This is a genomic window from Bacteroides sp. AF25-38AC (genome assembly GCF_003602995.1).
GTDB classification, from domain to species: domain Bacteria; phylum Bacteroidota; class Bacteroidia; order Bacteroidales; family Bacteroidaceae; genus Bacteroides; species Bacteroides uniformis.
In genome coordinates this window covers 96,348-122,437 of the sequence record NZ_QTMD01000007.1, presented here as the reverse complement: position 1 = coordinate 122,437, position 26,090 = coordinate 96,348, and the positions used below count along the sequence as shown (strand labels likewise).

Sequence of the window (26,090 nt, the reverse complement as noted above, 5' to 3'; positions counted from 1 at the left end):
GTTATTTATGCTCCTTTTTTCCCTTCTTCTCTACCATCACCGGCAGTAGCTTGCCGTAGGCATCGAACGACTTGCGGGAAGCCAGAGAGATTGTAATCATCAGTGACAGCATGGAGGCGGTAAAGGTGATGACCATAATCATCATCTGATATTTGATGGCCACATTCGGGCTGCTGCCACCCAATATCTGGCCAATCATGGTTCCCGGAAAAGCAACCAGCCCCATCACGGATATATTGGCAATCAGCGGACTGAAGGATTTGATGATGGCTTGGCGGATGAAAGGTGCCTGTGCTTCCGCTTTTGTAGCACCATTGCCGAGAAGATACCGGTAAAGCTGTTGTTCCCGTTTCAGTCCACTATAATAGGTGTTGAGGGCTATGACGTTACTGGATAGCATGTTGCCCATCAGTATGCCGAAAATAGGGATGAAATACCGGGCGCTGAATACGTTTTCCACTCTCAGTACTATTCCGATAAAGTACAAGCCTACACATACTACACTGCATAAGAAACCTGCGGATATGGGCAGGAGCAGAATCTTCCTCTTCAATTGTGTTCGTGCCAATGCCGTCTGCGATGCTACAAATATCATGACAATTACCCATAGAAAGTTTATCCACGGGTTATCCCATAAAAAGAGGTAGTTCAAGTATATGCCGATGAAGAACAACTGGACAATCATGCGTGCCGTACCTATCACAGTAGCGCGCAACAGTCCGGTCTTGAACTTCCAGATGTAAAACAGCGGTATTAATAATAGCAATAATCCGATGCCCAGGCTGAGGTATGATATATCTATGGTTCCCAATAGTGTGTATGTTATTTCATGATTATATGTCGGTCACATCCGTTGGCGAATCTTTTGTCATGGGATACGGTCAGTATGGCACTTCCATTTTCTGTCTGCCTGCGGAAGAAAGAGAGTACTTTTTCCGCGGAACCGGAGTCGAGAGCGGAAGTCGGTTCATCGACAATGGTCAGTGGTTTGCCAATCATTGAGGCTACGGCTATCATCATCCGTTGGCGTTGGCCTCCGGATATTTCGTTCACCCGTTTGTAATATAACTCTTGTTCCAGACCCAAATCCTCGAAACATGCAAATAAACGGGTTTCAGAAAAGGGTGTACCCCGGTTTGCCTTTAAACCGAAGGGCAATTGTACCATGTCCTTTACCCATTCCAGCGGCAATGCCAGTTCTTGTGGAATCCATGCAGTCTGCTTACGGACAACGTCGACGTTTCCTTTATCCAGCAGAATGCCGTTCAAGACGATGCGTCCTTCTTTTAACGGAGTAAATCCAAGTATGGCATTCAGCAGTGACGACTTTCCGCATCCCGAAGGGCCGGAGATACTGGCTATCTCTCCCCTTTCCAATTGCAGGTTGAAACCCGAGAAAAGTATATCGTTGCCGTAGGCGATACTGGCATTTTCTATTTGCAGCATGGTGTTCCTTTAATCTTTCTGTATCGCAAAGATAGTGCAAAAAAATATTTGTGCTATCTTTGACGCACTAATTAATTCAGGAAAGAAAGACTATGATACAGAATGAACGGGATTGCCGCCACGAACATGTGCTTGACGTGGCAAGGCAAATGCTGACTGCTGCGCGCACGGCACCGAAAGGAAAAGGTATTGATGTGATTGAAGCTGCGCTGGTTACGGGTGAAGACATTAAGAAGCTGTCTGAAAAGATGGTCGCTATGGTTGAAGAGCACGGTATGAAGTTCTTTCTCCGTGATGCGGACAACATTTTGCAGGCTGAATGTGTAATTATAATAGGTACGCGCGAGCAGACGCAAGGTTTGAATTGCGGACACTGCGGTTTTCCCACTTGTGCCGGTCGTCCGGAGGGAGTACCTTGTGCTTTGAATACGGTGGATGTAGGGATAGCTGTAGGTTCGGCTTGTGCCATGGCTGCCGATTTGAGGGTGGATACCCGTGTCATGTTTTCTGCCGGACTTGCCGCTCAGCGTTTGGATTGGCTGAAAGGATGCAAGACTGTCTTTGCCATTCCGGTGAGTGCATCCTCCAAGAATCCATTCTTCGACCGGAAACCGAAGGAAGATAAGTGATAATTGACGAGTAGAGGTTTACAATCATAGAGTAGAGGTTTAGAAGTCTGAAGTAGAGGTTTGGCAATTCTAAACCTAAGGTTTATTCTCCCTCTCTCTGCTAACTTAAAAAGTAACGAATTAGAAAAGATAAATAATATGGGATATTTTGTAGGACTGCCGCTGGGTGGTGCCGCAGAGAAGGACTGTCAGGTGCGTTTTGGCAAGAATATGACTTTTCAGGTAGAGACACGTGCTCCCCACTTGCCTGCCGAATGGGCTTTGCAAAGCGGCATACAGCTTACATGGCCCCATGCGGGTACAGACTGGACCTATATGTTGGACGAAGTGCAGGAATGTTTTGTAGCCATTGCCCACGAAATAGCCGCCCGGGAGACATTGCTGATTGTAACCCCAGAACCGGATGAGGTGAAGAAACAGATTCTCGGCAGGGTGAATATGGAAAATGTCCGTTTCCTGAAGTGTGAGACGAATGATACTTGGGCACGCGACCATGGAGCCATCACCCTACTGGATGCTGACGGTGTATCTCTGCTCGACTTTAAGTTCAACGGGTGGGGATTGAAGTTTGCATCCGATAAGGATAATTTGATTACGCGTCGTGCGGTGGAGTCGGAAGTGATGAAAGGAAAGTATGTAAATCGCTTGGGGTTTGTCCTTGAAGGCGGTTCCATCGAAAGTGACGGCATGGGTACGTTGCTCACCACCTCCGAATGCCTGCTTTCGCCTAACCGGAACGGACAGATGAACCGGGTGGAAATTGAGGAATATCTTCGTTCCGTTTTTCACCTGCAACGTGTTCTTTGGCTGGACCACGGTTATTTGGCAGGTGACGATACGGACAGTCATATAGACACGCTGGCCCGTTTCTGCCCTGCCGACACGATAGCCTATGTACAATGCAAGGATGCGGATGATGAGCATTACGAAGAACTGCATCGCATGGAGGAGCAACTGAAGACTTTCCGTACGTTGAAGGGGGAACCTTACCGTTTGCTGGCTTTGCCCATGGCCGATAAGATAGAAGAGGAAGGGGAACGGCTTCCTGCCACTTACGCTAATTTCTTGATTCTGAATGATGCAGTGCTTTACCCCACCTATCGCCAGCCGGAGAATGATGCCCGCGCGGGGGAAGTGTTGCGGGAGGCTTTTCCCGGTTATGAAATTATCGGGATAGATTGTCGTGCTTTGATTAAGCAACACGGCTCTTTGCATTGTGTTACCATGCAATATCCCGTAGGGGTGTTGAAGTAATGTCGATTATACATAGTAAAACAATAAACCATAGAATAAGATGACAAGAAAAATAAAAGTAGGTATTATCCAGCAGGCCAATACCAAGGACCTCAGGACTAATTTAATGAATTTGGCCAAAAGTATAGAGGCATGTGCGGCGCATGGGGCTCAATTGGTTGTTTTGCAGGAGCTGCATAACTCTCTGTATTTCTGTCAGACGGAAAACACGCAGTTGTTCGACTTGGCAGAACCGATTCCCGGTCCTTCTACGGGATTCTATTCAGAGTTGGCTGCTGCCAACGATATTGTGCTGGTCACTTCTCTGTTCGAGAAACGCGCTCCCGGATTGTATCATAACACAGCGGTTGTTTTTGAACGTGACGGCAGCATTGCCGGGAAATACCGGAAGATGCATATTCCTGATGACCCCGCCTATTATGAGAAATTCTATTTTACTCCCGGTGATATAGGCTTCGAACCTATTCAGACATCTTTGGGCAAATTGGGAGTTTTGGTGTGCTGGGACCAATGGTATCCGGAAGCAGCACGTCTGATGGCGCTGAAGGGAGCTGAAATACTAATATATCCTACGGCTATCGGTTGGGAAAGCAGTGATACGGATGATGAAAAGGCGCGTCAGCTCAATGCTTGGATTATCTCCCAGCGTGGACATGCTGTGGCCAACGGCTTGCCGGTGGTTTCAGTGAATCGCGTGGGACATGAGCCGGATCCTTCCATGCAGACCAATGGTATCTTGTTTTGGGGAAATAGTTTTGTGGCCGGACCGCAAGGCGAGTTCCTGGCCCAAGCAGGAAACGAACGGCCGGAAAATATCGTTGTAGAGGTGGACTTGGAACGTTCGGAAAATGTACGCCGTTGGTGGCCTTTCCTGCGCGACCGCAGAATTGATGCCTATGCCGGATTGACAAAACGATTTCTTGACTGATAACGACGGGGATCTCTGGGGGAGAACTAACGGAATGTCACCCGTTTGTTCATTAGGAAATTGACACTTCCGTAGATGAATAATCCCAGGAACTGGGCAAGGTATTCGTTGCAGTCCAGTCCCTCCACCAGCCCTATGAGGAAAAGGAATTGCGCTCCGTAAGCCATTCCGAAAGCTATAGAAAAGAGCAGCACTTGTCGCCAAGTGTTGCTCTTTTTTTCTGTAGGGAATATCCAGTACTTGCACCAGATGAAGTTGTGTATCTGTGCAAGTATATATGCGGTTACATTGGAGAGCATATAGTTGATGTCCAGTTCGTCCATCATTACCCAAACGGTAACAGCCATAATCAAGGCATTCAGCGTGCCGATTACCGCAAAACGAAAAATGCGTGCAGACTCTTTCACTCTCCTACTCCGTACCTGCTTTTACTCTTTCACTTCAACAATCAGATTCAGTTCATCCAGCTGCTTCTGGTCAATAGCCGAAGGTGCATCCAGCATTACATCGCGTCCACTGTTGTTCTTGGGGAATGCAATGCAGTCGCGGATACTGTCGAGACCTGCGAAGATGCTGACCCAACGGTCCAGACCGTATGCCAGACCACCGTGAGGAGGTGCACCGTATTTGAAGGCATTCATCAGGAAGCCGAACTGCTCCTGAGCCTTCTCCGGAGTGAATCCGAGAATCTCGAACATTTTTGCCTGCAACTGTGCATCGTGGATACGGATGGAACCTCCACCCACTTCAATACCGTTGCACACCATGTCGTATGCATCTGCACGGACAGCTGCCGGGTCTGTATCCAGCAAAGGAATATCTTCGTCTTTCGGATGGGTGAACGGGTGGTGCATAGCCATCAGGCGGCCTTCTTCATCGCTCCACTCAAACATCGGGAAGTCAACCACCCAAAGGCAGACGAACTTGTTCTTGTCGCGCAATCCCAGTTGGTTACCCATTTCAAGGCGCAACTCGTTCAGTTGCTTGCGGGTCTTCATGGCGTCGTCACCGCTCAGAATCAGAATCAGGTCACCCGGCTTGGCGTTGAAAGCAGCCTTCATTTCCTGCAATACTTCCTGCGCATAGAACTTGTCGACACTTGATTTTACGTTGCCGTCTGCCTCTACGCGCGCGTATACCATACCTTTGGCACCGATTTGCGGTCTTTTCACGAATTCGGTCAGTGCATCCAGCTGTTTGCGTGTATAGTGTGCGGCGCCTTCTGCGCAGATACCGCCGATGTAGGCGGCATTGTCGAATACCGGGAATCCGTGTCCCTTCATGATGTCCATCAGTTCCACGAACTTCATGCCGAAACGGAGGTCGGGCTTGTCGCTGCCGTAATATTTCATGGCGTCTGCCCATGGCATGCGCATGAACGGCTCGTTCATCTCTACGCCACGGATTTCCTTGAACAGATATTTGGCCATGCCTTCGAAGAGGTTGATGACGTCATCCTGCTCCACAAAAGACATTTCGCAGTCAATCTGTGTGAATTCCGGCTGGCGGTCAGCACGCAGGTCTTCGTCACGGAAGCATTTGGCTATCTGGAAGTAACGGTCGAAACCGGAAACCATCAACAACTGTTTCAGTGTCTGCGGGCTTTGAGGCAAGGCATAGAATTGTCCCGGGTTCATGCGTGAAGGAACGACGAAATCGCGTGCACCTTCGGGTGTGGAGCCTACCAGAATCGGAGTTTCCACTTCGATGAATCCCTGGCTGTCCAGGTATTTGCGTACTTCAATTGTCATTTTATGGCGAAGCTCCAGATTGCTGCGTACATTGGCACGGCGCAGGTCTAGATAACGGTACTTCATGCGGATATCGTCGCCACCGTCCGTATTTTCCTCGATGGTGAAGGGAGGGGTCAGCGATGAGTTCAGAACATCCAGTTCCGATACGATGATTTCAATGTCTCCCGTCGGGATATGCTGGTTTTTGCTGAAACGTTCGTTGACGGTACCCTTAACTTGGATTACGAATTCACGGCCCAAGCGGTTGGCACGCTCGCAAAGTTCGGCATTCACCTCTTCGTTGAACACTAATTGGGTAATTCCGTAACGGTCGCGGAGGTCAATGAAAGTCATGCCTCCCATCTTACGGCTGCGCTGTACCCAACCTGCCAGCGTCACTTGCTTGTTAACATCGGAGATACGGAGTTCTCCGCAGGTGTGTGATCTATACATCTTTTTATTTACTGTTTGACGATTTACTTATTTACTATTTTGAACATGCAAAAATACATAAAACATATTATATGGCGCATCAAAAGGGGAAAGTTATTTTCAGAAACTCCTTTAGTACCTTTTTTACAACATTACATTTTTGTCAGTTTCTTGAATTGCCTTTTGCTTTTATCCAGTATCATCTTGTTTTTATGGGCGATGTCTTCCACAAAAGCATCATTAATTTGTTTCAGTCCGTTGATATAGTCTTGTGCCCGCTGCAAGACATTCGAAGTGTCTTTTTCCGCATCCCGGGGAACAATGACCTGCAGTCCTTTCTTCATAATCTTTACATCTACATTCTCTCCCATCATCATCGGGTCGCCGTCAAAGTGGACTACCCCCGGTTTAGAACGGTGAATACGGAGTGTCTGGCAACGGAACGTCTTAATCCGGCTGTTCTGGTCAATGGTCTTGTTGAAGAGCTGGAAAGAGAGCGATGGTACATCGAGCACAGTGAACGGCTCGAGTATGGTGACGTCCAGCAGTCCGTCGTTCAAGGTGGCTTGTGGGGCAATATACGCATTGTTTCCATATTGCGATGCGTTTCCGCAGGCTATCAGGAACGCCTTGTATCGCAGGGTGCTGCCGTCCATTTCCAGTTCATAGGTTTCCGGACGGTACTTCAGGCTTTCGAGCAGAGTCTTTTCCAGATAAGTGAGTGGTCCTCTCCTTCCCGCCTTGGAGAATTGCAGGCTTACAAATGCGTCGAATCCCACGCCGCAGGTGCAGAAGAAAGGCACATCGTTGATTTTTCCGTAGTCAATGATGTCTATCAGTCCGTCATTGATGATGTCGATGGCCTTTTTCGGCTCCATCGGAATCTGCAGATGGCGGGCAAGTCCGTTGCCGGAACCGCAGGGAATGATGCCCAAAGCGGTTTTTGTATGTACCAGTGAGCGGGCTATCTCATTGATGGTGCCGTCTCCTCCTATGGCGATGACGGCATGTGCATCTTCTTGTGCCTTCTGTGCCGCTATCTCTACGGCATGGCCTGCCCGTTCGGTATAAATCACTTCTTGTGCATACCTTTCCTTATCCAGTTTTTCATCGAGCCACTTCAGTATCTGCTCCTTACTCTGAGTGCCGGATATGGGGTTTATGATGAATGCTATTTTCTTCTTGTTTTCGTTCATGCAAGGGTTGTTGCTATGCAGGTTTTCCAACTGGCAAAAGTAATATAAATATCTGAAAAATTAACCACATAATTCTTTTTAAAATAAGTATAAGTAGTTTTTTTAATGTAAATAGAACATATACCGACATATTTTGCTATCTTTGCCCCCTGTTTTTTAAGACTTGTATTTAATAGAATTAAATATTCATTATATAAAAGATATTTCATGGGTTTACTACAAGACAAATTTGCGAAATACGACCTGCCGCAGCAGTTTATGGCAAAAGGCGTATATCCTTATTTCCGCACAATTAACAGCCATCAGGATACAGAGGTAATGATGGATGGTAAAAAGGTTCTGATGTTCGGCTCTAATGCATATATGGGACTGACATATGACAAGCGTATCATTGATGCCTCGATAGCTGCCACAGAAAAATATGGCACCGGTTGTGCAGGTTCCCGCTTTCTGAACGGAACACTCGATATACATGTTGAACTGGAGAAGGAATTGGCTGAATTCGTAGGAAAAGATGAAGCACTCTGTTTTTCTACCGGATTTACTGTAAACGAAGGTATTATTCCTGCCGTTGTAGGCCGTGGGGATTATATTATTTGTGATGACCGTGACCACGCTTCCATTGTAGATGGCCGCCGTCTTGCATTTGCCACTCAGTTGAAGTACAAGCATAACGATATGGAGGCTTTGGAAAAAGAACTCCAGAAATGCGAACCGGATGCTGTAAAGCTGATTGTTGTGGATGGAGTATTTTCCATGGAAGGTGACTTGGCCAATCTGCCCGAAATTGTCCGCCTGAAGAAGAAATACAATGCCAGCATTTACGTGGACGAAGCTCACGGCTTGGGTGTATTCGGAAAACAAGGCCGTGGTGTGTGCGACCATTTCGGTGTTACCGAAGATGTAGACCTGATTATGGGTACATTCAGCAAGTCATTGGCTTCCATCGGTGGTTTTGTTGCTGGAGACAAGGCGGTAATCAATTGGCTGCGCCACAATGCCCGTTCCTATATATTCCAGGCAAGTAGCACACCTGCTGCTACGGCTGCAGCCCGCGAGGCGCTTCACATCATCAAGTCCGAACCTGAACGCATCCAACGTCTGTGGGACATCACTAACTATGCCTTGAAGAAGTTCCGCGATGCAGGCTTCGAAATCGGTGAGACAGAATCTCCTATCATTCCTCTCTATGTGCGTGATACAGAGAAGACATTTATAGTAACGAAGCTGGCTTTTGACGAAGGTATCTTCATCAACCCCGTTATTCCACCTGCATGTGCTCCACAAGATACACTGGTGCGTGTAGCGTTGATGGCTACCCATACGGTCGAACAAGTGGATTATGCTGTAGAAAAATTGACTAAATGTTTCAAGGAATTGGGTATCATCAAGTAAACTTGATTTAAACAGATATTCGGAAAACCGTTTAATAATGATTAGGCGGTTTTTTTTATAGACAAAGCGAAGTAGGATTAAAATTAAATCGTAAAGTACATGAAAAAGAACTTCTTCATCATTACTGCTGTAGTATGTGGAATGAGTTGTACCACCACTGCCTATGCGCAGTTCAAAATCGGTGGAAAGAAAATCAATGTGAACAAAGTTGTCCAAGCTGGTACAGATGCCGTCAAGGCCATTTCATTGTCCGATGCTGACATTGCAGCGATGAGCAAGGAATATATGGAATGGATGGATACGCACAATCCGCTGACAAAGCCCGATACGGATTACGGCAAGCGCCTGGAGAAGCTGACCGGAAATATCAAGGAAGTGGACGGCTTGAAGGTGAACTTCGGTGTTTATGAAGTAATAGATGTGAATGCCTTTGCGTGCGGTGATGGTAGTGTACGCATCTGTGCCGGACTGATGGACATCATGACGGATGATGAAGTGATGGCAGTTGTCGGCCACGAGATAGGTCACGTCATCCATACGGATTCCAAAGATGCGATGAAGAATGCTTACCTTCGTTCGGCTGTGAAGAATGCTGCCGGTGCGGCAAGTTCTACGGTATCCAAATTGAGTGATTCTGAACTGGGTGCCATGGCCGAGGCATTGGCAGGTGCTCAATACTCCCAGAAGCAGGAGACGGAAGCGGATGATTACGGCTTTGAATTCTGCATCAAGAATAATCTCGATCCGTATGCCATGTACAATGCTTTGAACAAATTGCTTGAACTTTCAGCGGAGGCACCGAAGGAATCCAAGTTCCAGAAGATGTTCTCTTCTCATCCGGATACAGCCAAGCGCGTGGCACGTGCCAAGGAGAAAGCGGATGAATATATGAAGGATAAGAAATAACTATCCGTTGCTTACTATGATGAAGTGGGATCAGAGGTTTCTCTGAATCCCACTTTTTTTGTGCCGAGACTATGATATGGGCTTCTGAGGAAGCTAATGGGATAGTTCGTTAGTTCACAGTGCTGAACACTTTGTTTTAGCTATAGAAAACAAAGTGTTTTCTTATAGGAAACAAACTGTTCTTTTAAGGGAAACGAAGTGTTCTCTTTAATGAAACACACTGTTCGGTTAAGGGAAACACTTTGTTCTGTTTGGTAAAACTTCTTTTATTTACTTATTTGCTTTTAAATTAGAATAATTTTAGTATGTTTGCCACATTATTTATGAAAAACATGACTTTTGTATGAAAAAACAAGACTTCCTCTTTATTTTTGTTCTGGTGATAATATTCCTGCCATTCTTTGTGAGTGAATCCATCTACAATTGGTATAAGTCTTTCAACGCTGCACATGGCATGGTAATGAGTTTCGTTAAATTCGGAATTCTTGCTACACTGGGTGAGATGCTGGGACTTCGTATCAGTGCCGGAGTCTATAACCGAAAAGGATTTGGCGTACTGCCGCGTGCCGTAGTGTGGGGACTGCTGGGAATGGGTATCAATGCGGCCATGATAATCTTCTCCAAAGGTGTGCCGCAATTTATGGAATATATGGGAATGGCAAATGCCGCCGCCATTATAAACGGAGAATTCTGCCTGGACAAATTATGGATAGCCCTCGCCATTTCAGTTGCTATGAATACCATTTTCGCTCCGGTATTCATGACATTCCATAAGATTACGGATACGCATATCCTGGATTGTGGCGGTTCGCCTCGCAGCCTCCTCACTCCTATCCCGATGACCCGCATCATTACGCATCTGAATTGGGATGCACAATGGAATTTTGTCTTCAAGAAAACAATTCCTTTCTTCTGGTATCCGGCACACACCATCACATTCCTCCTGCCGGGAGAAATGCGGGTGCTGTTTGCAGCGATATTGGGTGTGGTGCTCGGGGTATTGCTGGCTATTGCGGCTCGGATGAAATAATCCGGCCTATATATTCTCGAATGATTTCAAGCAAGTCTTGCGGATAAGGTATAAAGAACTTCTCTATCATTTTCGGATACTGAGGTACAAAGGGGTTGGGTATCATTGTGACAAGGGTATCCAATTCTGCCTTCCGTTGCTCTTCAGTCTCTGAGACGGCGTAGCGGATAGTCCACCAGAACAAGAAAGTCTGGTTAAGATACCCTTTGGGGGTGATGACTTGCAGTTGCTTGTAGCGCTCGGACTGTAACATGATTTTAATTCTTTTCTCCTGCTCTTTCTCACTGATGGAACATAGAATGTCATACCATTCATCAAACTCCTGACGCAAGCAGGCGACAAATGCCCATTCGGCAATTCTATATTTGGCAAATTCTGGAATCTTCTTTAGAAGTACGAAGATATGTCCTATATTCAATTCGCCTTTATATAAACCTTTGACTTTTGTATAGTCTTCAATGGAAGTGATTGTGTGTAAAAGGGAGTAATATATTTCCGGACTCATCGGCACATGGTGTTCATCGATGAATTTCAGAGTATTCTGAAGCACCAGTTTTTTGTTTGTTCTGTTGTTGGCCATGCGGCTGATGACATTGTTCCAGTAGATTTGTGTGCGTGCAATGGAAATATGTAAATCATCTTCCATCTCTTTTATACGGCTTTCGGCTTCTTCGAAGGTCATGCCGCGTTCCCGCATTTGATAGCATATGTCCTTCATAATTGGATAATGTTCGACAAATAGGTAGGGTTTGGGAATGACGGCTCCTAACTTTTTCAACATACAATATGAATCGTAATTGATAAAAACCTTTTTATTGATTGCTTGCTCTTGCAGCCGTTGGGCGTTTTCCTTATCATTCTGACGGAGCAATGCCTTCATGCAACAGAAGATAATTCCTCCATCATATACGCCCACGTCCAGCAGACAATACACATATTCCAGAATAGTGCTTTCTTTAATTTTCCACCCTTCCGATGTATAAATGGGAAAAGGCTGCGGAACGTTGTCTTGTGCTCTTCCGGCATAGTATCGCTGGATAAGCATTTGCTTCAATACATCCTTTGGCGCATCCAGGCTTTTCATTATTTCCTCATTTATAATCAGTTGTATTTCTTCCGGAGGAAGTGAATCTTGGGTGTGGTTGGTCAGGTGATAGAGTAAATGTTTATGTGTATAACTGTTCTGTTGTACGGTGTATTTTTCGGACATCCGCTTTATCATGTCCACTTTTTGTTCATAATAGGGATATATGAACCGGTTATTGATAATGATATTCAAGATATTGGCATCAGGATGATTGAGCAGTGACTTGTCCAGCCGGTTCTCGAAGAAATCCCTTGCGACTCCTCCTTCTTCCGGAGTCTTTACCTTATTGAACATTTCGGAGACAACGTAGGGCGAATGATTCAAAATCTGTTGTTCTTCCGGAGTAATACAATCGGGAGTTTCTCCGAACAGTGCCTGATACGCCTCTTCATAATTTGATATTTTCAGAATGAATTGTACGATTGTTCTTATATTTCGAGATTCATCGCCGTTTTGGGGACGATGTCTCTTCATATGTGCCTTGATTTCCTTTAGGGTCATGCGTTGGTATAGGATACCTTGTGTGTGCTGGCTCGGGTAATCCAGTAAAGACTGGTCTGCTTCCAGTAAATGGTATTTATGGAACAGTTCCTCGCATTCCTTAATCCCGCTATAAGTGGAGGTCGTATCCAATAAGTCGTTCAGGTAGATTTCACCCACTTTCAGTTTGGTCTTGTTTTCTTCTTCTTGCTGCTCCAGCCTTTCCATAAAAGTGTTGAAGATTCCTTTGGCCTGCTCAAAATTTTTAGCCTTTTGGAGCATAAAGTTCAATGAGTAGCCATCACAGTTATTCCCCATACGGTTCCATAAATCATAGGCATAAGAGGACGGTATGTTTTCGAGTGCTCCATTCAACACTTCGGTCTTGTTCAGGAACATACTGGTATCCTCTTTTTTGTCGACAGACAGTTCTGTCAGTTCGTTGAAGAATGCAACCAGCTCTTCCGGCTGGCTGAATCTTTTGAAAACTTCCAGCCAGGTGTAGGGAGCAATAAAGTTGAAGAAAAAGACTGCATCGTCGTGGGGAACTACCCCTTTATCATTCTTCTGCAAGAAGTTCTTGATGTCGTGTATGTCAGCCAGAGTCTGTGCTTTATGCATAAGCTGCCTGGCGAAATTACGTATTCTTTTCTCTTTCAGTTCTGTCAGATAAGTCTCATTGTTGCTTTCCTGTCCATGGGCGCTCTCTGCAGAATCGGAGAAGAAATCATCTATGTCGTCATCATCGGCACTTGGGGAAGCTTCGTATATAAAGGAAGCGTTGAGGTATATTTCTTTGGCTTCGTCCATGTCGAGGAACCGTACCAATTCTGTCTGAAATTCAATATACGAGTTTTCTATATACTTGTCTTGCATTTGCCCTTGTTCATTGAGCAAATCCTTGTGTACAATGTCCTTATCTTGTTGTGTCTGCAGTCTGGGTAAGAGCCACCGCAGCACATTCAGTTCTCTCCTATTATATTTTTTTGTTAATTTCCAAATATGGATGGCCTCTGCATTGGTAGGAGCAAAATTGGCTATATTGCCAATATAGGCGTCCACCCAATCAATGGAAACGCCTTCCGGGTTTGTTCCCAGTTCCTTACTTGTATATAGCGTTTGTTCGTTTTTATAAATGCGGCTTACAACATCATTGATGATATACTGTTGGAGTTCGGGGGCATTTACCGAACAGTTTTTCACCCGATGCAGGATCTTGGTTGTATTTTTGAAAAAGTTCGGTCTGTCTTTGTAGTAGATATAGCGGAATATGCCCTTTATGGCTTTCTTTTCAGTTGCCAGTAGGTCATCGGACGGTTCACTGCTATAGTACTGGAAAACCTGGGTTACTATGATGTCTTCAACTTCAAATGTGTCCTTTTCAATGTCCTGATAATAAATCAAATCATCTACTTTGCCTGCCAATTCACAGATGGTGCTTCTGTCGGCCTTTTCGTAACTGTTCTCATAGGTGAATTTGAGGAAATCGAGCAATAGGTCTATTTTATTGCGGCTTCTCTTTTTCCACATCCACAAACATTTTATGGCGTGGCAGAGTTGTCGAAGCATGGATTTCTGCAGGTTGCTTAAATTGCTGTTCTGGAACTGGTTGTTATATCTGGTCTTGATTCTGTCTATGTCGAAAAACAAGGAACCGATAGTCATGCCGGCTTCGGGTCGGAGTTTAAGATAGCCGTATGTCCTGAGCTCGCGGGCATATTCATTTATTTTTTTGAAGGATAAAGGTTTGATGCCCACTTCGACTATGGCCGGAGGAACCATTTCATTGAAAGTAAGCATGGATTTCACTTCCTTGAAGCTATAGCTTGTAGTGGCAATAACCTTGAAGTCCGGATTGCCGATGTGAAGGATTTCCGATAACTTGCGAAGTAATTCTCTGTCAATGGGTATCGGCTTTTCATTCTCTTCTTTCCAAAACAACAGCTGCAAATCGTCCAGTAGAAGAATTTTTTTGCCATGCTGGAATTGGGATACAGAAAGCCGTTCTAACTGTTCTTTGGTCGTATCGGCATTCAAAATGACCACATAATATTCCTGAGGGAGCTTTTTCAGCATTCGGCAAACGGCAATAGTCTTTCCCGAAGTGGATTGACCGGTGACGATGATTGTCTTGTTTGTGCTGTCAAACTCCTCTTTAAGTTTGTTGTCTACTTCCGGACGGATAAAATAGTAGTCCAGGTTGCCTCTGCGACGGTTGGCTTGGCTGTTGGGAATAATTTTATCATACTCCATCTTATGGCAAGAGATTGCGCAAAAGGGATTATTGAGAAAACTTTCACGATCCTTGACCAACGCGTCCCTTAGCTGCTCCAGCGTATTGCACTGCTTCTCATACCGCTCGATAACGGTATCGTCGTCCAGGTGCTTTTGCATGTATTCCGCATAGAAGTCTTTCCATAAAGTAGTGTTTGTCCAGTCTTCCTGGGTGTATTCCAATGTCGGATTCTGATAGAAATAGATATGTTTGTTGGATGCATTTTCGATGGCAACATTAAACTCTCCGATGGTCTTGGAGCGTATCCAGTTTCCGGCGAAGAAGATGATGACGTCACATTGCCTTATCTCTGAATTTATGATTTCCTGCGTATCGCCTTTAGCTAAATCGTTGTCTCCATTTTTTTCGTGCCGGTGCACTACAATATTGAGTTCGCTGTTGTTTCTTTCCGTCAGGACTTTTTCCATTAAATCCCTTTCTTTCTGAAAACTCAGCGAAGAGGCTATAAATACATGGTATGTTTTCATAATATAGTGTTGGTTACTTTCTATGTGTTGTTGTTTACGACTAGCGGAATGCCGGCTGTGATACATCTGTCATACGCTTTTGAGCTTTCCTTCAATTCATCATACGGACGTATATCGGGATGCACAAAGCGTTTCTTTTTGAAGATGTCTCCCATTTCCTTGCTGCCATAGATTAACTCTTCTTCTTCGGCGGTGGGTTTACGGAAGCCAAGCAGCAGCTTCTCCATGTTCCAACGGTTATGTTCGACTTCGGCAAGCAATGTTATCTGGTCGTTGTCCAGTTTCACGTAACCATCCGTAATGCCTATGGAGCGTAGCTTGGGACTAATGGAATATGCACTGTACAAATTGGACCACTGAAGGGATACGGACAGTTTGTTCCATGAGTCTTTCAGCTCATTGTCAGGTGGGCATGATTGAGGCACATTTCCATATTTATTCTTGAAATCGTATATATAATTGATGATTTGTCCCTCCCTCCGGCTTTTTTTGTCCAAGTCGTAACAGTTGTCCAGCATTCCAAAAGGAAAAACATGGGAATATTTATGAATCGCTTCATCTTTCTTTTTACTGTTAAGCATATTGAGCAGTGCACTGGAGGTTTCCTGACGGACAGAAACTGGGATATTTTCATCATATACATCGTCCGGCAGATATAATCCCATTGCCATGCTTTGAGGAGGATAATTGAGGCAGACGGCAATCGTCAATACTTGGCCTGAGTCATGTACCCATTCTTTAATTAGGTTCTGGATGGCAGGAGTTTCCGCACGGCCTTTGATAAATTCGAATTCCACATCCAGAAAGTCTGCATCTTTTCCTTTAAAACGGGTGGGAAGGACAAATCTCTCGTGCCTTTCGTCCTTGCTCATGTCGTAATAATGGGTAGACGATATCTCGAAATAATGGCGGTATCGTCCACAAAAGAAATTCATTTCCCGGTCGGCATTTTCATCAATGAAGGTAATGACACTTTTTATGTTCTTGTCCCGGCAGAAGTTTGGAAAATGCAACAGATGGGCAGCTTCCACTCCTATTGCCACTCCCATACGGCTCATACCGATGATAACAAGATGAACATGCTTTTCGCTTTCATAGGTTATTGCCTCACGGTCGAGAGGAGGATATTCAATACAGTTCTCCCCTTTTCCGTATTGCCGGCTTACCAATATCTTTTTGGCCCAGCCCTCGTAGAAGTTAAAGGGATGGAATTCTATATATTTTCTCCATTCGGCAGACAAATCGGTCAGTTGGAAAGCGGCAAAAGTAGTCTGATATTCGAAAAGAACGGTGAATGGTATGAGGGAACATTTATTGCATCGTTTATGAATGTCAACTATCTTTTTCAGGCAGTCTATGTTCAGTGAGTCATGGTCATGTTCGTTCCTCTCTCCGATAAGGAATACTTCGCGCGCTTTGGTAGTATAGAGTTTTTCCAACTCCTCGATAGAGTCGCGCCGGGCACGCAGCACCACAATTCTTTTTTCATTTTTGGCATCCAGTTCCGTATGGATTTTGCTACGGATTTCTTGTGCCGGTTGGGTACTCTGAATCAGAATATGGCAATTCCCATAATGTGTGTCATCGCAAATTTGCTGGATAAGAGTGGGGACCATGTTGTCAAAACCGATAATGACGATGTGGTTTTGCAAAGGGTAAACGATATCGCCTTCACGATATCGCTCAACTCTGCGTTCCAGCATATTGGAGATTACGGATATCAATAATCCGCAGAACAAAATTAATCCCAGCACTACGACCAATAGAGAGAACCAACGCAGATAAGGTGGTACTTCCACAATATTCCCCGGATCAATGAACAGACAAATCAACTGAAGCAAACGCCCCATAGGTACGTCTTTATCAATACCGGTCCATTCTTCAAGAGACGGCTCAGGAAAGATAAATGCAAAACTTACCAGATATATCAATAAGAAAACAGTTACTATGACTCCGAAAAGCCAAGCAAGCTGCCTCCATCCTTTTCCGGAAAAAGAGCGGTCAAAATGAAGGGCAAAAAGTCTTGTTAGCAGATTCATATTTGTTTTGTCATTAGGCAGTTTCCTTTTTTTCAGTTTCTTGTTTCAATTCTTTTCTGATATTCTCTTTCAGTTTATTGATTTCTTTCTCATCGTTATTGATAATCTCCCGTTTTTCTTTTTCCTGATACAAGGATGCAAGAATGTTTCTTTCTTGTTCCAGATTCAATGAGAATACATCTATTAATCTCTTGATACATAGAAAAAAACAGATGCATACGCTAAGGGAAATGATGGCATGGAGTGTCATCAGGTAGGTCATTCCACGCGATGGAAAGAATTGAATAAGGTTTTGGAATGTAGTGCATGTCACAATCAATGCTGCAACCAGAAAGAGAATGATAAAGGCAGGAATCACGAATTTCCACCAGTGCCGGATAGGATAATACTTGTTCTCACTCGTCCTCATAGTACTATAATAGATATTGGATTATTATTTCTTCTGTATGTCGAATCCCAGTTTCATAATCAGTTTCAGTGTCTGTATGGCTGTTTGCCGGTCGTATTCTCGTTCTGAGTCCGGTAACTCTTCGTATGGTACAAGTCCGGGATGTGTCTTTAATTCATCATTGCGTGTCTCTCCGTATTTCCATCCTTCTTTCACTCTTCCCAAAGCCCATACTTCATGCACATTGCGTGCCATGGCTTCTGTGAGTTCCGTCAAATTATCCGGTAAAGTGATATTTTCTGCGTTCAAAGGGGACGGTGTGTATGTTTTCATTTTCTGTTATTTAAAATGTGGAAGTAAAAAGTTTATTGGTAGCAATATTAGGCATTTCGGACGACAGAAACAAAAAAAAGGAAAGCTATTTCCAAAAAAACATGCAGATTACAATGGAAAAAACATTGCAACCTGCATATAAATCGGGAGAAGCGTGAATTATAAGTTAGCTTCCGTCACTACCTGCCCGTCAAACAGATTGATGATACGTCCGGCAAATCCGGCATCATGTTGTGAGTGTGTCACCATGACAATCGTAGTGCCTTCCTTATTCAGTTCATTCAGTAGTTCCATTACCTCTTTTCCGTTCTTTGAATCGAGGTTACCGGTAGGCTCATCGGCAAGTATCAGTTTAGGGTTTGATACGACTGCACGGGCGATTGCCACGCGTTGCTGTTGTCCGCCGGACAATTGTTGCGGGAAGTGCTTGCTGCGGTGCATGATTGCCATACGCTCCATAGCGGTTTCCACCCGGCGCTTGCGTTCGGTGGCAGGAATGCCCATGTAGAGTAGCGGCAGTTCGATGTTTTCGTATACATTCAGCTCATCAATCAGGTTGAAACTTTGGAATACAAAGCCGATGACTCCTTTACGCAAGTTGGTACGTTGGGCTTCTGTATATTTGGATACTTCCGTCCCATTCAAGTAATATTCTCCGGATGTAGGATTGTCCAACAGACCGAGGATATTCAGTAAAGTGGATTTTCCGCAGCCTGAAGGTCCCATGATAGCAACAAACTCCCCTTCTTTCACTTCAATGTTTACGTCGTTCAAAGCCAGAGTCTGTACTTCCTCGGTCTTGAAAATCTTCTGTAAGTTTACTGTCTTAATCATAATGCTTTGTTTTTATGGGTTATAAATATATTATTTCTTACTCGGATTTGATGCAGTCAATCGGATTTGTTTTGTTCAGCAAATAACTTTGCAGACACACTGTGACGGCAGATATTATCCAGACAATACATAGTGGCAATAGAAAGTCCATAACGGTGAAGGGGGCTTTATAGGCAAACTGTTCATGCCAATGGTGCATGAGCCAATAGACAATGGGGACAGCTAGAATATATGCAAGCAGAATTTGCAGGCAGAATGGTTTATTCAGCAACAGCACGATTTGTCGGGATGTTGCTCCATGAATCTTGCGAATGCTGATTTCGCGGATACGCTGGCGAGTGGCATACCATGAAATGCCGAATAAGCCGAAGCAGGTCAATATCAAGCCAATCAGAGAATAGGCGATAAGGAGTTTGGAGAGAGACAAGACTTTACCATTGCGTTTCATAAAGTCTTGGTGCATGTCTGTGTATTGAAATATCTCCCCTTCATTCATCTTTTCCCATATTTGGGCTATTTGATGTAGTGTTTCTTGTTTATTGCTTTCAATCAGCTTAATCTGCAGATAGTTGGCACCCGACATTCTCTCTGTAGGTGGAAGGTAAAGTATGACCGGGGTAATTTCATTTTCCAATGAACTGAACGGGAAGTCCTCTAATACACCGCCGATGATGTATAAAGAATCGGCAGACTGGTCAAATTCTTTCAAAGGTTTTCCAATGGCATTTATTCCTGCTGGAATCAGCATTCTGACATAGCTTTCGTTGACCAGTGCAGGATAGGCATATTGTTTTTGCAGTTGTTCGGGAGCGTTGCCGGACAAGAGTTTGAACCCCATCGTTTTTACCAGATTGGCATCACTATACAGCATTAATAGGTAGGAACTTTTTTCCGTACCGTCGGCTTGTTTGATGGATAGCTCACGTATCCATGAATTCAATATGGAGCCTTGTGACAGGGCGATGGACTCTATTCCTTGTACATGTTTCTCCAGCTCTTCTTTAAGTATTGTAGCCGGTGCGGCATTGAAATCTCCTATTTCAATCTGATTTTCGTAACAGTAGGCCCGTTCCTTGATGAGATTGATTTGTTCATTGGCAACGAGAGTAGCGAATATCAGCCCTATAGAAATGGAAAACTGAAGAATGACCAGCAAAGCTATGAAACGTTGTTTCTTTTTACCTCCGTAAAGTGTCTTGTATTCGCTGAATGAGAGTTGTGAAAGTCTATGGCTGATATACCAGGCAGGGACAATGGACATAACTAGTACAAAGAGTACTAACAAGGGTAGCATCTGTAGGCTGAAAAAGAAATGTACGTTTAAATGGGATGCAAATAATCCATTGAAAAAAGACAGACAGTCGTTGATGATGAGTAAAGATAATCCGAATGCCAGCAGCACAGTGAGGAATGCATCACCAAACAGTTGGATGCGGATATCCTTCAAGCTGCTTCCCATCAGTTTCTCCACATGTATCATTTTGAGCTGTTGCAATACACGGCTCAGGCTCATGTTGGTATAGTTGCAGCAGGCTATGATAAGTACCAACAAGGCGGCAGCAAGGCTGATATACAATAATTGCACATTACTTTGATTGATATACGGCAGAGGTTGTTGTGTATCGTAGTCCGGTGTAGTAAAGTAGATGTCGGACAGAGGGTCGACGTAATATTGTGTCTTTTCCGGAATCAAAGTGGGAATCTTGTCGTGGTTGATTTTTTCGGTAAACTGTTGGGCATCGGTATTTGGAATTAGTTTCAGAAACGTCATTCCACCCCAAAAGTCTTTGTTATTCCCGGTAATCATGTCGAATTGGAGCAATGATTGTGACCGTGACTTTAATATGGCTGCCACTTCATAACTTTGGGTATCAGTCATGGTTTTTATTTCCAGCAATTCTCCTAATGGATTTTTATCTCCAAACAGTTTATGTGCAAAAGCTTCACTGAGTGCTACTTTGCCCGGTTGTTCCAATACTTGCTTTAAACTACCGGCAATGGGATGATAGTGGAAGAAATGTTGCAAAGTAGTATCGGCAGATATAAAGGTTATATCGTGGTAAATCTCCCCTCCATATTTACAATATTGTGGAACCAGAGAATTGATACGCAGGTAGTCTTCCACTTCTGCATATTTTTCTTTCAGCATAGGGGGAATATTGGCATCAGCATAGGCCACCTTGCTTCCGTCCTGCATCGGATTATCCTGACGCAGACAGAAAATACGGTTCTTGTCCCGATTGCCACTCTCTATATTGTAATCATGTACATAATAGGTGAACAGCAAGTTTGTACATGCTAGCCCTATAGCCAGACTGACTATAGAAATGAAGAAGAAAACTTTGTTTCTCCACCAACTGCGGGTAATTATTTTTAGGATTGTAAGTATGGTCATAATCTTTAGGTAAATATATTTTCTTATTCGTTTTTAATGACTTCTGCCGGATTTGTCCTTGCTATTTTCAGAATACGGAAAATAATAGTCAGAGTAGTAATGACAGCTACGATTATGAAGATTGAAATCCAAAATAGCGGGCCGTCATTAAAGAATACGATATACATGTTTTTCCATAACTGCAGTATGGCATAACATAAAGGAAATGCCATTGTTGCCGAGAGTACAAGCTGATAAATATACGTACGGGCAAACAATATGATAATCTGTTTCAATCCTGCACCATTTACTTTACGGATTGCCACTTCCTTTTGTCTGCGTTCCGTATCCAGTGTGATTGCCGAATAGACGCCTAATAAAGTGATTATAAGGCTGACAAATGAGAAGAATAAGATTATCCCTTTCATGTTGTTCTCGATGGCTTGCGCTTGGTGAATGTCTTCCTGCAAGGTCGAAATGTGTAATTGTATACTCGGTGGAAGATTCTCTTCCAGCATTTTCTTAACGAAAGCCTCTACTTCTTCTGCTTTTCCGGGTACACACTTCAAATAGCAATGACCTACATAATATTTGAAATCACAAGGCAGAAAGACGAAGCCCTGGCTCTGATTGTAAGTGTCGGCTACAAAATCGGAACAAATGCCGCATACCGTGTAGCTATCTTGATAATTGTACAAGGTGGTTCCCAGTAAATCCTTCTTTATACGTTCTACCAATTTACGGTCTGCTACCATGTCACTATTTGTCTTCAGGACATGCCCGGAGAGAATGGGGATATTCATAAACTCGAAAAAGTTATTAGGAACATTCATTATATTGACTTCAAGGCTACTTTCCCGGTTATCTTTTTCTGTCTGCATGCTTGTTCCCGAAATACCTTTCAGATAATTAATATCTGTCAGCATTTTATCTTTTATATCCGGATGTTGACTGATGCGCTCTATGAGAGCAAGCTTTTCGTCATTTTTCATAAAACGGTAATCCATAGGAATACTGATGATTTCGGACTTTTCTTTTTCTGTCAGTGTGTTGAACAGTGTGGAACCGGTCTTGTTAGCCTGCAAATATAAAGCGACTGTAAAGACTATGAATAACCAACAGATGAAAAATTGGATACCCAAAAGACAATTTCGTATCTTCTGTTTGTGGCGTTTGGATTTGTTCTTGTAAATACTTGACTGGATGGAGGCATGCTTCATCCTCCATACGGTAAACAAGCAGAGTAATAAGCATAGTAAAATAACGCCTGCCATATATTCTATTGTCTGTATCAATAATAGGTCCCGTTCAATGACTAATGTGAAATCAAATAAAGAGAATGAAAGGTAAGGGGTAAATATTTCTATCAGACAGAAAGTCAATAAGAAGGCTATGAACGAAATGATAATGGCTTGGGTAAAAAGTAACCAAAATAGTTTGTTGCCATTACTTCCATTCACTTTACGAATGCCGAACTCGTGCGAACGGTTCAGATAACTCCCCGTCAAAAAATGAAAAAAGTTGAGTAGACCAGTCAGTAGAATCAAAAGGCCGACAATGAATGTGATTCCGGCAAAGTAAGGGGCAACGGATTTCTCCCGAAAAAGTTTTCCGAAATTCGAGGCTGATACGGTATTTTTCTCATTGAATATTGTGTGCTTCAAGTCCATTGCACGGAAACTGGCTTCAAGTTGCGCGGATGTTTTGCCCGGACGAAGAAGAGCAAAAGTAAGTCCACCGGTCATACTGTCTCGTCCATCGAATTGTATAAGTCCTTCGCTGTCGTTCAAGATTAACATATCAATCTTTTGGAGAAAGCTAAGGCTGGTATTCAATGGAATATCTTCTATTATCGCTTGTATGGTATAGATGGTACCTCCTGTTCGTGGTGTGGTATCAGGTGAAGAGAAAAGCCGTTGTGCTAAGGTCATTCGCTTTCCTATCGGATTCTCTCCGAGACCAAATATTTTGTGTGCCAGAGAGCGTGTCAGTATCACGGCATTGGGAGTTTGCGATGCTACAGCCCATGAACCTTGTAATACTTCCGGGGTGAACACGCTATGGTAGGCTGTATCTACTTCCATAGCATATAAATCTTCGTAAGGCAGTTCTTCCTTGTCGATAGTTTCCACATTGTAGCTACGTGGGCGGGGATAGGCAACAAAAGTAAATGCTTCTACTTCTTGGAATTGCAATTGGCGCAGACTCTCAAACAACGTAGCGGGAGTTCCGGAATAAGGTTCTTCTGCTGGAGTGTATAGGTTTATGTCTGCAATGCGTTCCCAGTGGGTAAAGCACTTGTCGGTAGAATTTATATAGCGGCTGCAATATAGGCAGATACTAAAACAAAGTATACCTACCGACAGTCCGATGATAGAGATGATATTCTGTGCCTTGTACTTTAATAGGTTTCTGAATGCTGTTTTAATATAATGTCTTATCATAATAGTATCATTATTGTATTATTCGCTTTTGATTACTTCCGCCGGATTCTGTCGTGCAGCCTTTTTTACTTGATAAACCAATGTTAATATGGAAATTAATGATATGATGATTGCTGCAATAATGAACAACCAGCTGCTGATGTTGGCTTTGTAGGCAAAATCTTTCAGATAAATGGTTATTCCCCAATAAGATATAGAAATGGCAATCAAAAATGACATTGCTAATATGATAATGTATTTTTTGAGTAATAACAATAAAATTTCCTTATGTGTAGCGCCATGTACTTTTCGTATAGCTATTTCCCGGTATCTTTGTTGTATGTCAAATAAGGACAATCCAAACAAAGCTATTGAGGATATTAGAATGGCCATAAAGGCGAAAAAGGAATAGGTGATGGTTATTTGCTTGTCTGACTTATAGAGATTCTCAACTTCCTGTTTTGCAAAAGTATAATTGAAGGCTCCATCAGCATTGTCGTTGTGTAGGTTTTCCAGGAAGGCAACGGCATCTTTTTGATGTCCTGGAGCAATTTTAGCTTGCAAAGGAATTTGTGAAAGATATGTTTCACCGTATATAAAAGCTATAGGAAGAACCGGTTGGGATAAATGTCCGCAATAAAAATCTTCGACGATACCTATAATCTGATAAGGGTTCAAATCCCTACGCGGCCATAAAGGTTGTTGGGGTTCCAGCCGGGCATTGATTGCGCTTTCGAGTCCGAAGAGTTGCATGGCTTTTTGATTGAGAATCAGTTTGGCTTCACCTTCATGGTCGATGTCGGCATCCCATAAACGTCCCTGGGATAAACGGAAGCCATGAAATCTTATTTCTTCTTCTGTAATGGGAATGCAATACAATTGTTTGAAATTGGTTTCTCCGAACTTGCGGAAAAGTACCGGAGATTCGGTGAAATATTCATAGGGGGATAAAGAGTAATTCCATGCCGTGAATAAAGGAGAGGCATTCATTGCAGTGGATATATTTTCTTTGGAGGCTTTGCGCAAGGAGGTCTGTTTCAGATATTCTGCTTCAGTGGTAGGCTGTTTGCGTTCATAGCGTTCAAAATGGACTTTAACGATAGAATCTGTGTCATAGCCTAAATCTATGTGAGTCATTTCATACAGTTGTTTGGCGAAGAACATGGAAACAACTATTAGAATGAATGCCACGATATACTGAATACTCAGATAGAGGTTTCTTACAACAGACGATTTTTCACCACTGCCTATTTTCCGTAATGAATGGATAGGCGTGTTGTATTTGAATTTAAAAAACGGATAGATTGAAGCTGTCAATGGCAGTAAAATCAGGATAGCTATGGTTATTCCTATGTCAAATATACCATTAGGCTGTTGAATGACATCAAAATATTTATTTAAGGGAAAGGCAGAAATCTCGACAAGGAACCAGGCTATAAACAATGATACAAGTGTCAGACATAAATTCTCGATATATAGTTGGGAGAATAGCTGTGCTGAATTGTTTCCAAAAACCTTCTTTAGTCCGAATTCTTTGCTTCGTTTCAATAATACAACCGTATAAAGACTCATAAAATTGAAGATGCCTACAATTAAAATTAGTACAGCAACAAGTGCCAATAGATGTAGCTGTGGTAAATTCCCCCTTTGCAGCATGTCCTGCCAAACATCAATGGCTGGATGAAAATACACTTCACGCATGGGAAGCAGTTGATACCTGAATTCAACATCCGCAGCACGTGGAGATTGCCGGAACGCTGCATGCCGTGCATTTATCTTCGTAAAGGAAGCCCCTTTATGAATTAATGCCATTTTCATCGGGAAACGGAACTCCCAATCCTTCTGCAATGTTTCAGGAACAAGCAAGTCGAAATGAAGCGAGCGTTTCCCTCTGTCTTTGCCGATAACTCCGGTCACCGTAAGAGGGTCACCGGTAGAGTATTCAATGGTTTTGCCGATAGAATTTATGTTCCCGAATAGTTTCTCACTCAGCTCTTCTGTGATAAAGGCGGTTTGTGGAGACGCCGCCCATGATTCGGCTTTTCCATATTTCATGGGAAAATCAGTCACTATTAGAAACAAGCTGTCTGCTACAATCGTTTCTACATCAATATGTTTTTCTTCCTTTATGATATAGTCTTTATTGAACCATACGAAAGTGGACATCGCTTCTATGTCTGCATCTTCGAGGGGACCTCCGATAACTGCCGTTTTATTGTTGTCATCTTTGTATTCCTGCACCATGATGCCTATCCGGTCTTTGTTGGGACTATAACAATCTACATCATTTTCCTGCTTCACGTAGCGGGAGATTATGATGACACATGCCAGACTTAAAGCCAATCCTAATATATTGATGGCTGTATATATCTTGAAACGATATAATGTCCTTATAGATAACTGTACCAACTTCATATCTT

The 26,090-nt window shown here is 43.5% G+C and carries 19 protein-coding genes; 6 read left to right on the top strand and 13 right to left on the bottom strand.

What is annotated here, in order from left to right; all coding sequences use genetic code 11:
- Position 1: 1 nt before the first annotated feature.
- The gene (locus DWY55_RS06885) at positions 2–811 is read right to left on the bottom strand and encodes an ABC transporter permease (protein WP_005827813.1); all 810 of its coding nucleotides are present in this window, start codon (positions 809–811) and stop codon (positions 2–4) included.
- Between the two features lie 11 nt (positions 812–822).
- On the bottom strand, positions 823–1,446 hold the full coding sequence (locus DWY55_RS06880) for an ATP-binding cassette domain-containing protein (protein WP_005827815.1): 624 nt from the start codon (positions 1,444–1,446) through the stop codon (positions 823–825).
- Positions 1,447–1,538: 92 nt separating this feature from the next.
- Here DWY55_RS06880 and DWY55_RS06875 point away from each other — a divergent pair, with 92 nt between their 5' ends.
- The 3 genes from DWY55_RS06875 (at position 1,539) to DWY55_RS06865 (ending at position 4,257) form a co-directional block, all read left to right on the top strand.
- Positions 1,539–2,075 (top strand): ferredoxin domain-containing protein, encoded by a 537-nt coding sequence (locus tag DWY55_RS06875; RefSeq protein WP_005827817.1) that lies wholly within the window; start codon positions 1,539–1,541, stop codon positions 2,073–2,075.
- A gap of 138 nt (positions 2,076–2,213) precedes the next feature.
- Positions 2,214–3,329: an agmatine deiminase family protein gene (locus DWY55_RS06870; RefSeq protein WP_005837171.1), complete on the top strand. Its 1,116-nt coding sequence runs from the start codon at positions 2,214–2,216 to the stop codon at positions 3,327–3,329.
- 40 nt (positions 3,330–3,369) lie between these two features.
- Complete coding sequence (locus DWY55_RS06865; RefSeq protein ID WP_005827821.1) at positions 3,370–4,257, top strand: carbon-nitrogen hydrolase; 888 nt, start codon at positions 3,370–3,372, stop codon at positions 4,255–4,257.
- Between the two features lie 26 nt (positions 4,258–4,283).
- On the opposite strand, the gene DWY55_RS06860 is transcribed toward DWY55_RS06865, so the two are convergent.
- The 3 genes from DWY55_RS06860 to DWY55_RS06850 all read right to left on the bottom strand — a co-directional run bounded on the left by DWY55_RS06860 (position 4,284) and on the right by DWY55_RS06850 (position 7,618).
- The gene (locus DWY55_RS06860) at positions 4,284–4,664 is read right to left on the bottom strand and encodes a GtrA family protein (RefSeq protein ID WP_005827823.1); all 381 of its coding nucleotides are present in this window, start codon (positions 4,662–4,664) and stop codon (positions 4,284–4,286) included.
- A 21-nt stretch (positions 4,665–4,685) separates the two neighbouring features.
- The gene (aspS, locus tag DWY55_RS06855) at positions 4,686–6,443 is read right to left on the bottom strand and encodes an aspartate--tRNA ligase (RefSeq protein WP_005837170.1); all 1,758 of its coding nucleotides are present in this window, start codon (positions 6,441–6,443) and stop codon (positions 4,686–4,688) included.
- Positions 6,444–6,574: 131 nt separating this feature from the next.
- On the bottom strand, positions 6,575–7,618 hold the full coding sequence (locus DWY55_RS06850) for a diacylglycerol/lipid kinase family protein (protein WP_117681151.1): 1,044 nt from the start codon (positions 7,616–7,618) through the stop codon (positions 6,575–6,577).
- A gap of 207 nt (positions 7,619–7,825) precedes the next feature.
- Here DWY55_RS06850 and spt point away from each other — a divergent pair, with 207 nt between their 5' ends.
- From spt to DWY55_RS06830, 3 genes are all read left to right on the top strand, one after another.
- On the top strand, positions 7,826–9,013 hold the full coding sequence (gene spt, locus DWY55_RS06840; protein WP_005837169.1) for a serine palmitoyltransferase: 1,188 nt from the start codon (positions 7,826–7,828) through the stop codon (positions 9,011–9,013).
- Positions 9,014–9,112: 99 nt separating this feature from the next.
- On the top strand, positions 9,113–9,919 hold the full coding sequence (locus tag DWY55_RS06835) for a M48 family metallopeptidase (protein WP_005827832.1): 807 nt from the start codon (positions 9,113–9,115) through the stop codon (positions 9,917–9,919).
- A 343-nt stretch (positions 9,920–10,262) separates the two neighbouring features.
- Positions 10,263–10,949, top strand: a complete 687-nt coding sequence (locus DWY55_RS06830) for a hypothetical protein (RefSeq protein ID WP_005827835.1) — start codon at positions 10,263–10,265, stop codon at positions 10,947–10,949.
- On the opposite strand, the gene DWY55_RS06825 is transcribed toward DWY55_RS06830, so the two are convergent.
- The 8 genes from DWY55_RS06825 to DWY55_RS06790 form a co-directional block, all read right to left on the bottom strand.
- Positions 10,927–15,279, bottom strand: coding sequence for a hypothetical protein (locus tag DWY55_RS06825; protein ID WP_008664538.1), 4,353 nt, complete (start codon positions 15,277–15,279; stop codon positions 10,927–10,929). The two genes, DWY55_RS06830 and DWY55_RS06825, sit on opposite strands and share 23 nt — an antisense overlap.
- A 20-nt stretch (positions 15,280–15,299) precedes the next feature.
- The gene (locus tag DWY55_RS06820) at positions 15,300–17,318 is read right to left on the bottom strand and encodes a hypothetical protein (protein WP_117878579.1); all 2,019 of its coding nucleotides are present in this window, start codon (positions 17,316–17,318) and stop codon (positions 15,300–15,302) included.
- Positions 17,319–17,331: 13 nt separating this feature from the next.
- Positions 17,332–17,727, bottom strand: a complete 396-nt coding sequence (locus DWY55_RS06815; RefSeq protein ID WP_022402415.1) for a hypothetical protein — start codon at positions 17,725–17,727, stop codon at positions 17,332–17,334.
- Between the two features lie 24 nt (positions 17,728–17,751).
- The gene (locus DWY55_RS06810) at positions 17,752–18,039 is read right to left on the bottom strand and encodes a RyR domain-containing protein (RefSeq protein ID WP_005837162.1); all 288 of its coding nucleotides are present in this window, start codon (positions 18,037–18,039) and stop codon (positions 17,752–17,754) included.
- Positions 18,040–18,198: 159 nt separating this feature from the next.
- Positions 18,199–18,873: an ABC transporter ATP-binding protein gene (locus DWY55_RS06805; protein WP_005837161.1), complete on the bottom strand. Its 675-nt coding sequence runs from the start codon at positions 18,871–18,873 to the stop codon at positions 18,199–18,201.
- Between the two features lie 37 nt (positions 18,874–18,910).
- A complete protein-coding gene (locus tag DWY55_RS06800; protein WP_117878577.1) occupies positions 18,911–21,268 on the bottom strand; it encodes an ABC transporter permease in 2,358 nt (785 codons plus the stop codon).
- A 23-nt stretch (positions 21,269–21,291) separates the two neighbouring features.
- On the bottom strand, positions 21,292–23,691 hold the full coding sequence (locus DWY55_RS06795) for an ABC transporter permease (RefSeq protein ID WP_008664546.1): 2,400 nt from the start codon (positions 23,689–23,691) through the stop codon (positions 21,292–21,294).
- An 18-nt stretch (positions 23,692–23,709) separates the two neighbouring features.
- Complete coding sequence (locus DWY55_RS06790) at positions 23,710–26,085, bottom strand: ABC transporter permease (protein ID WP_117713676.1); 2,376 nt, start codon at positions 26,083–26,085, stop codon at positions 23,710–23,712.
- Positions 26,086–26,090: the final 5 nt, after the last annotated feature.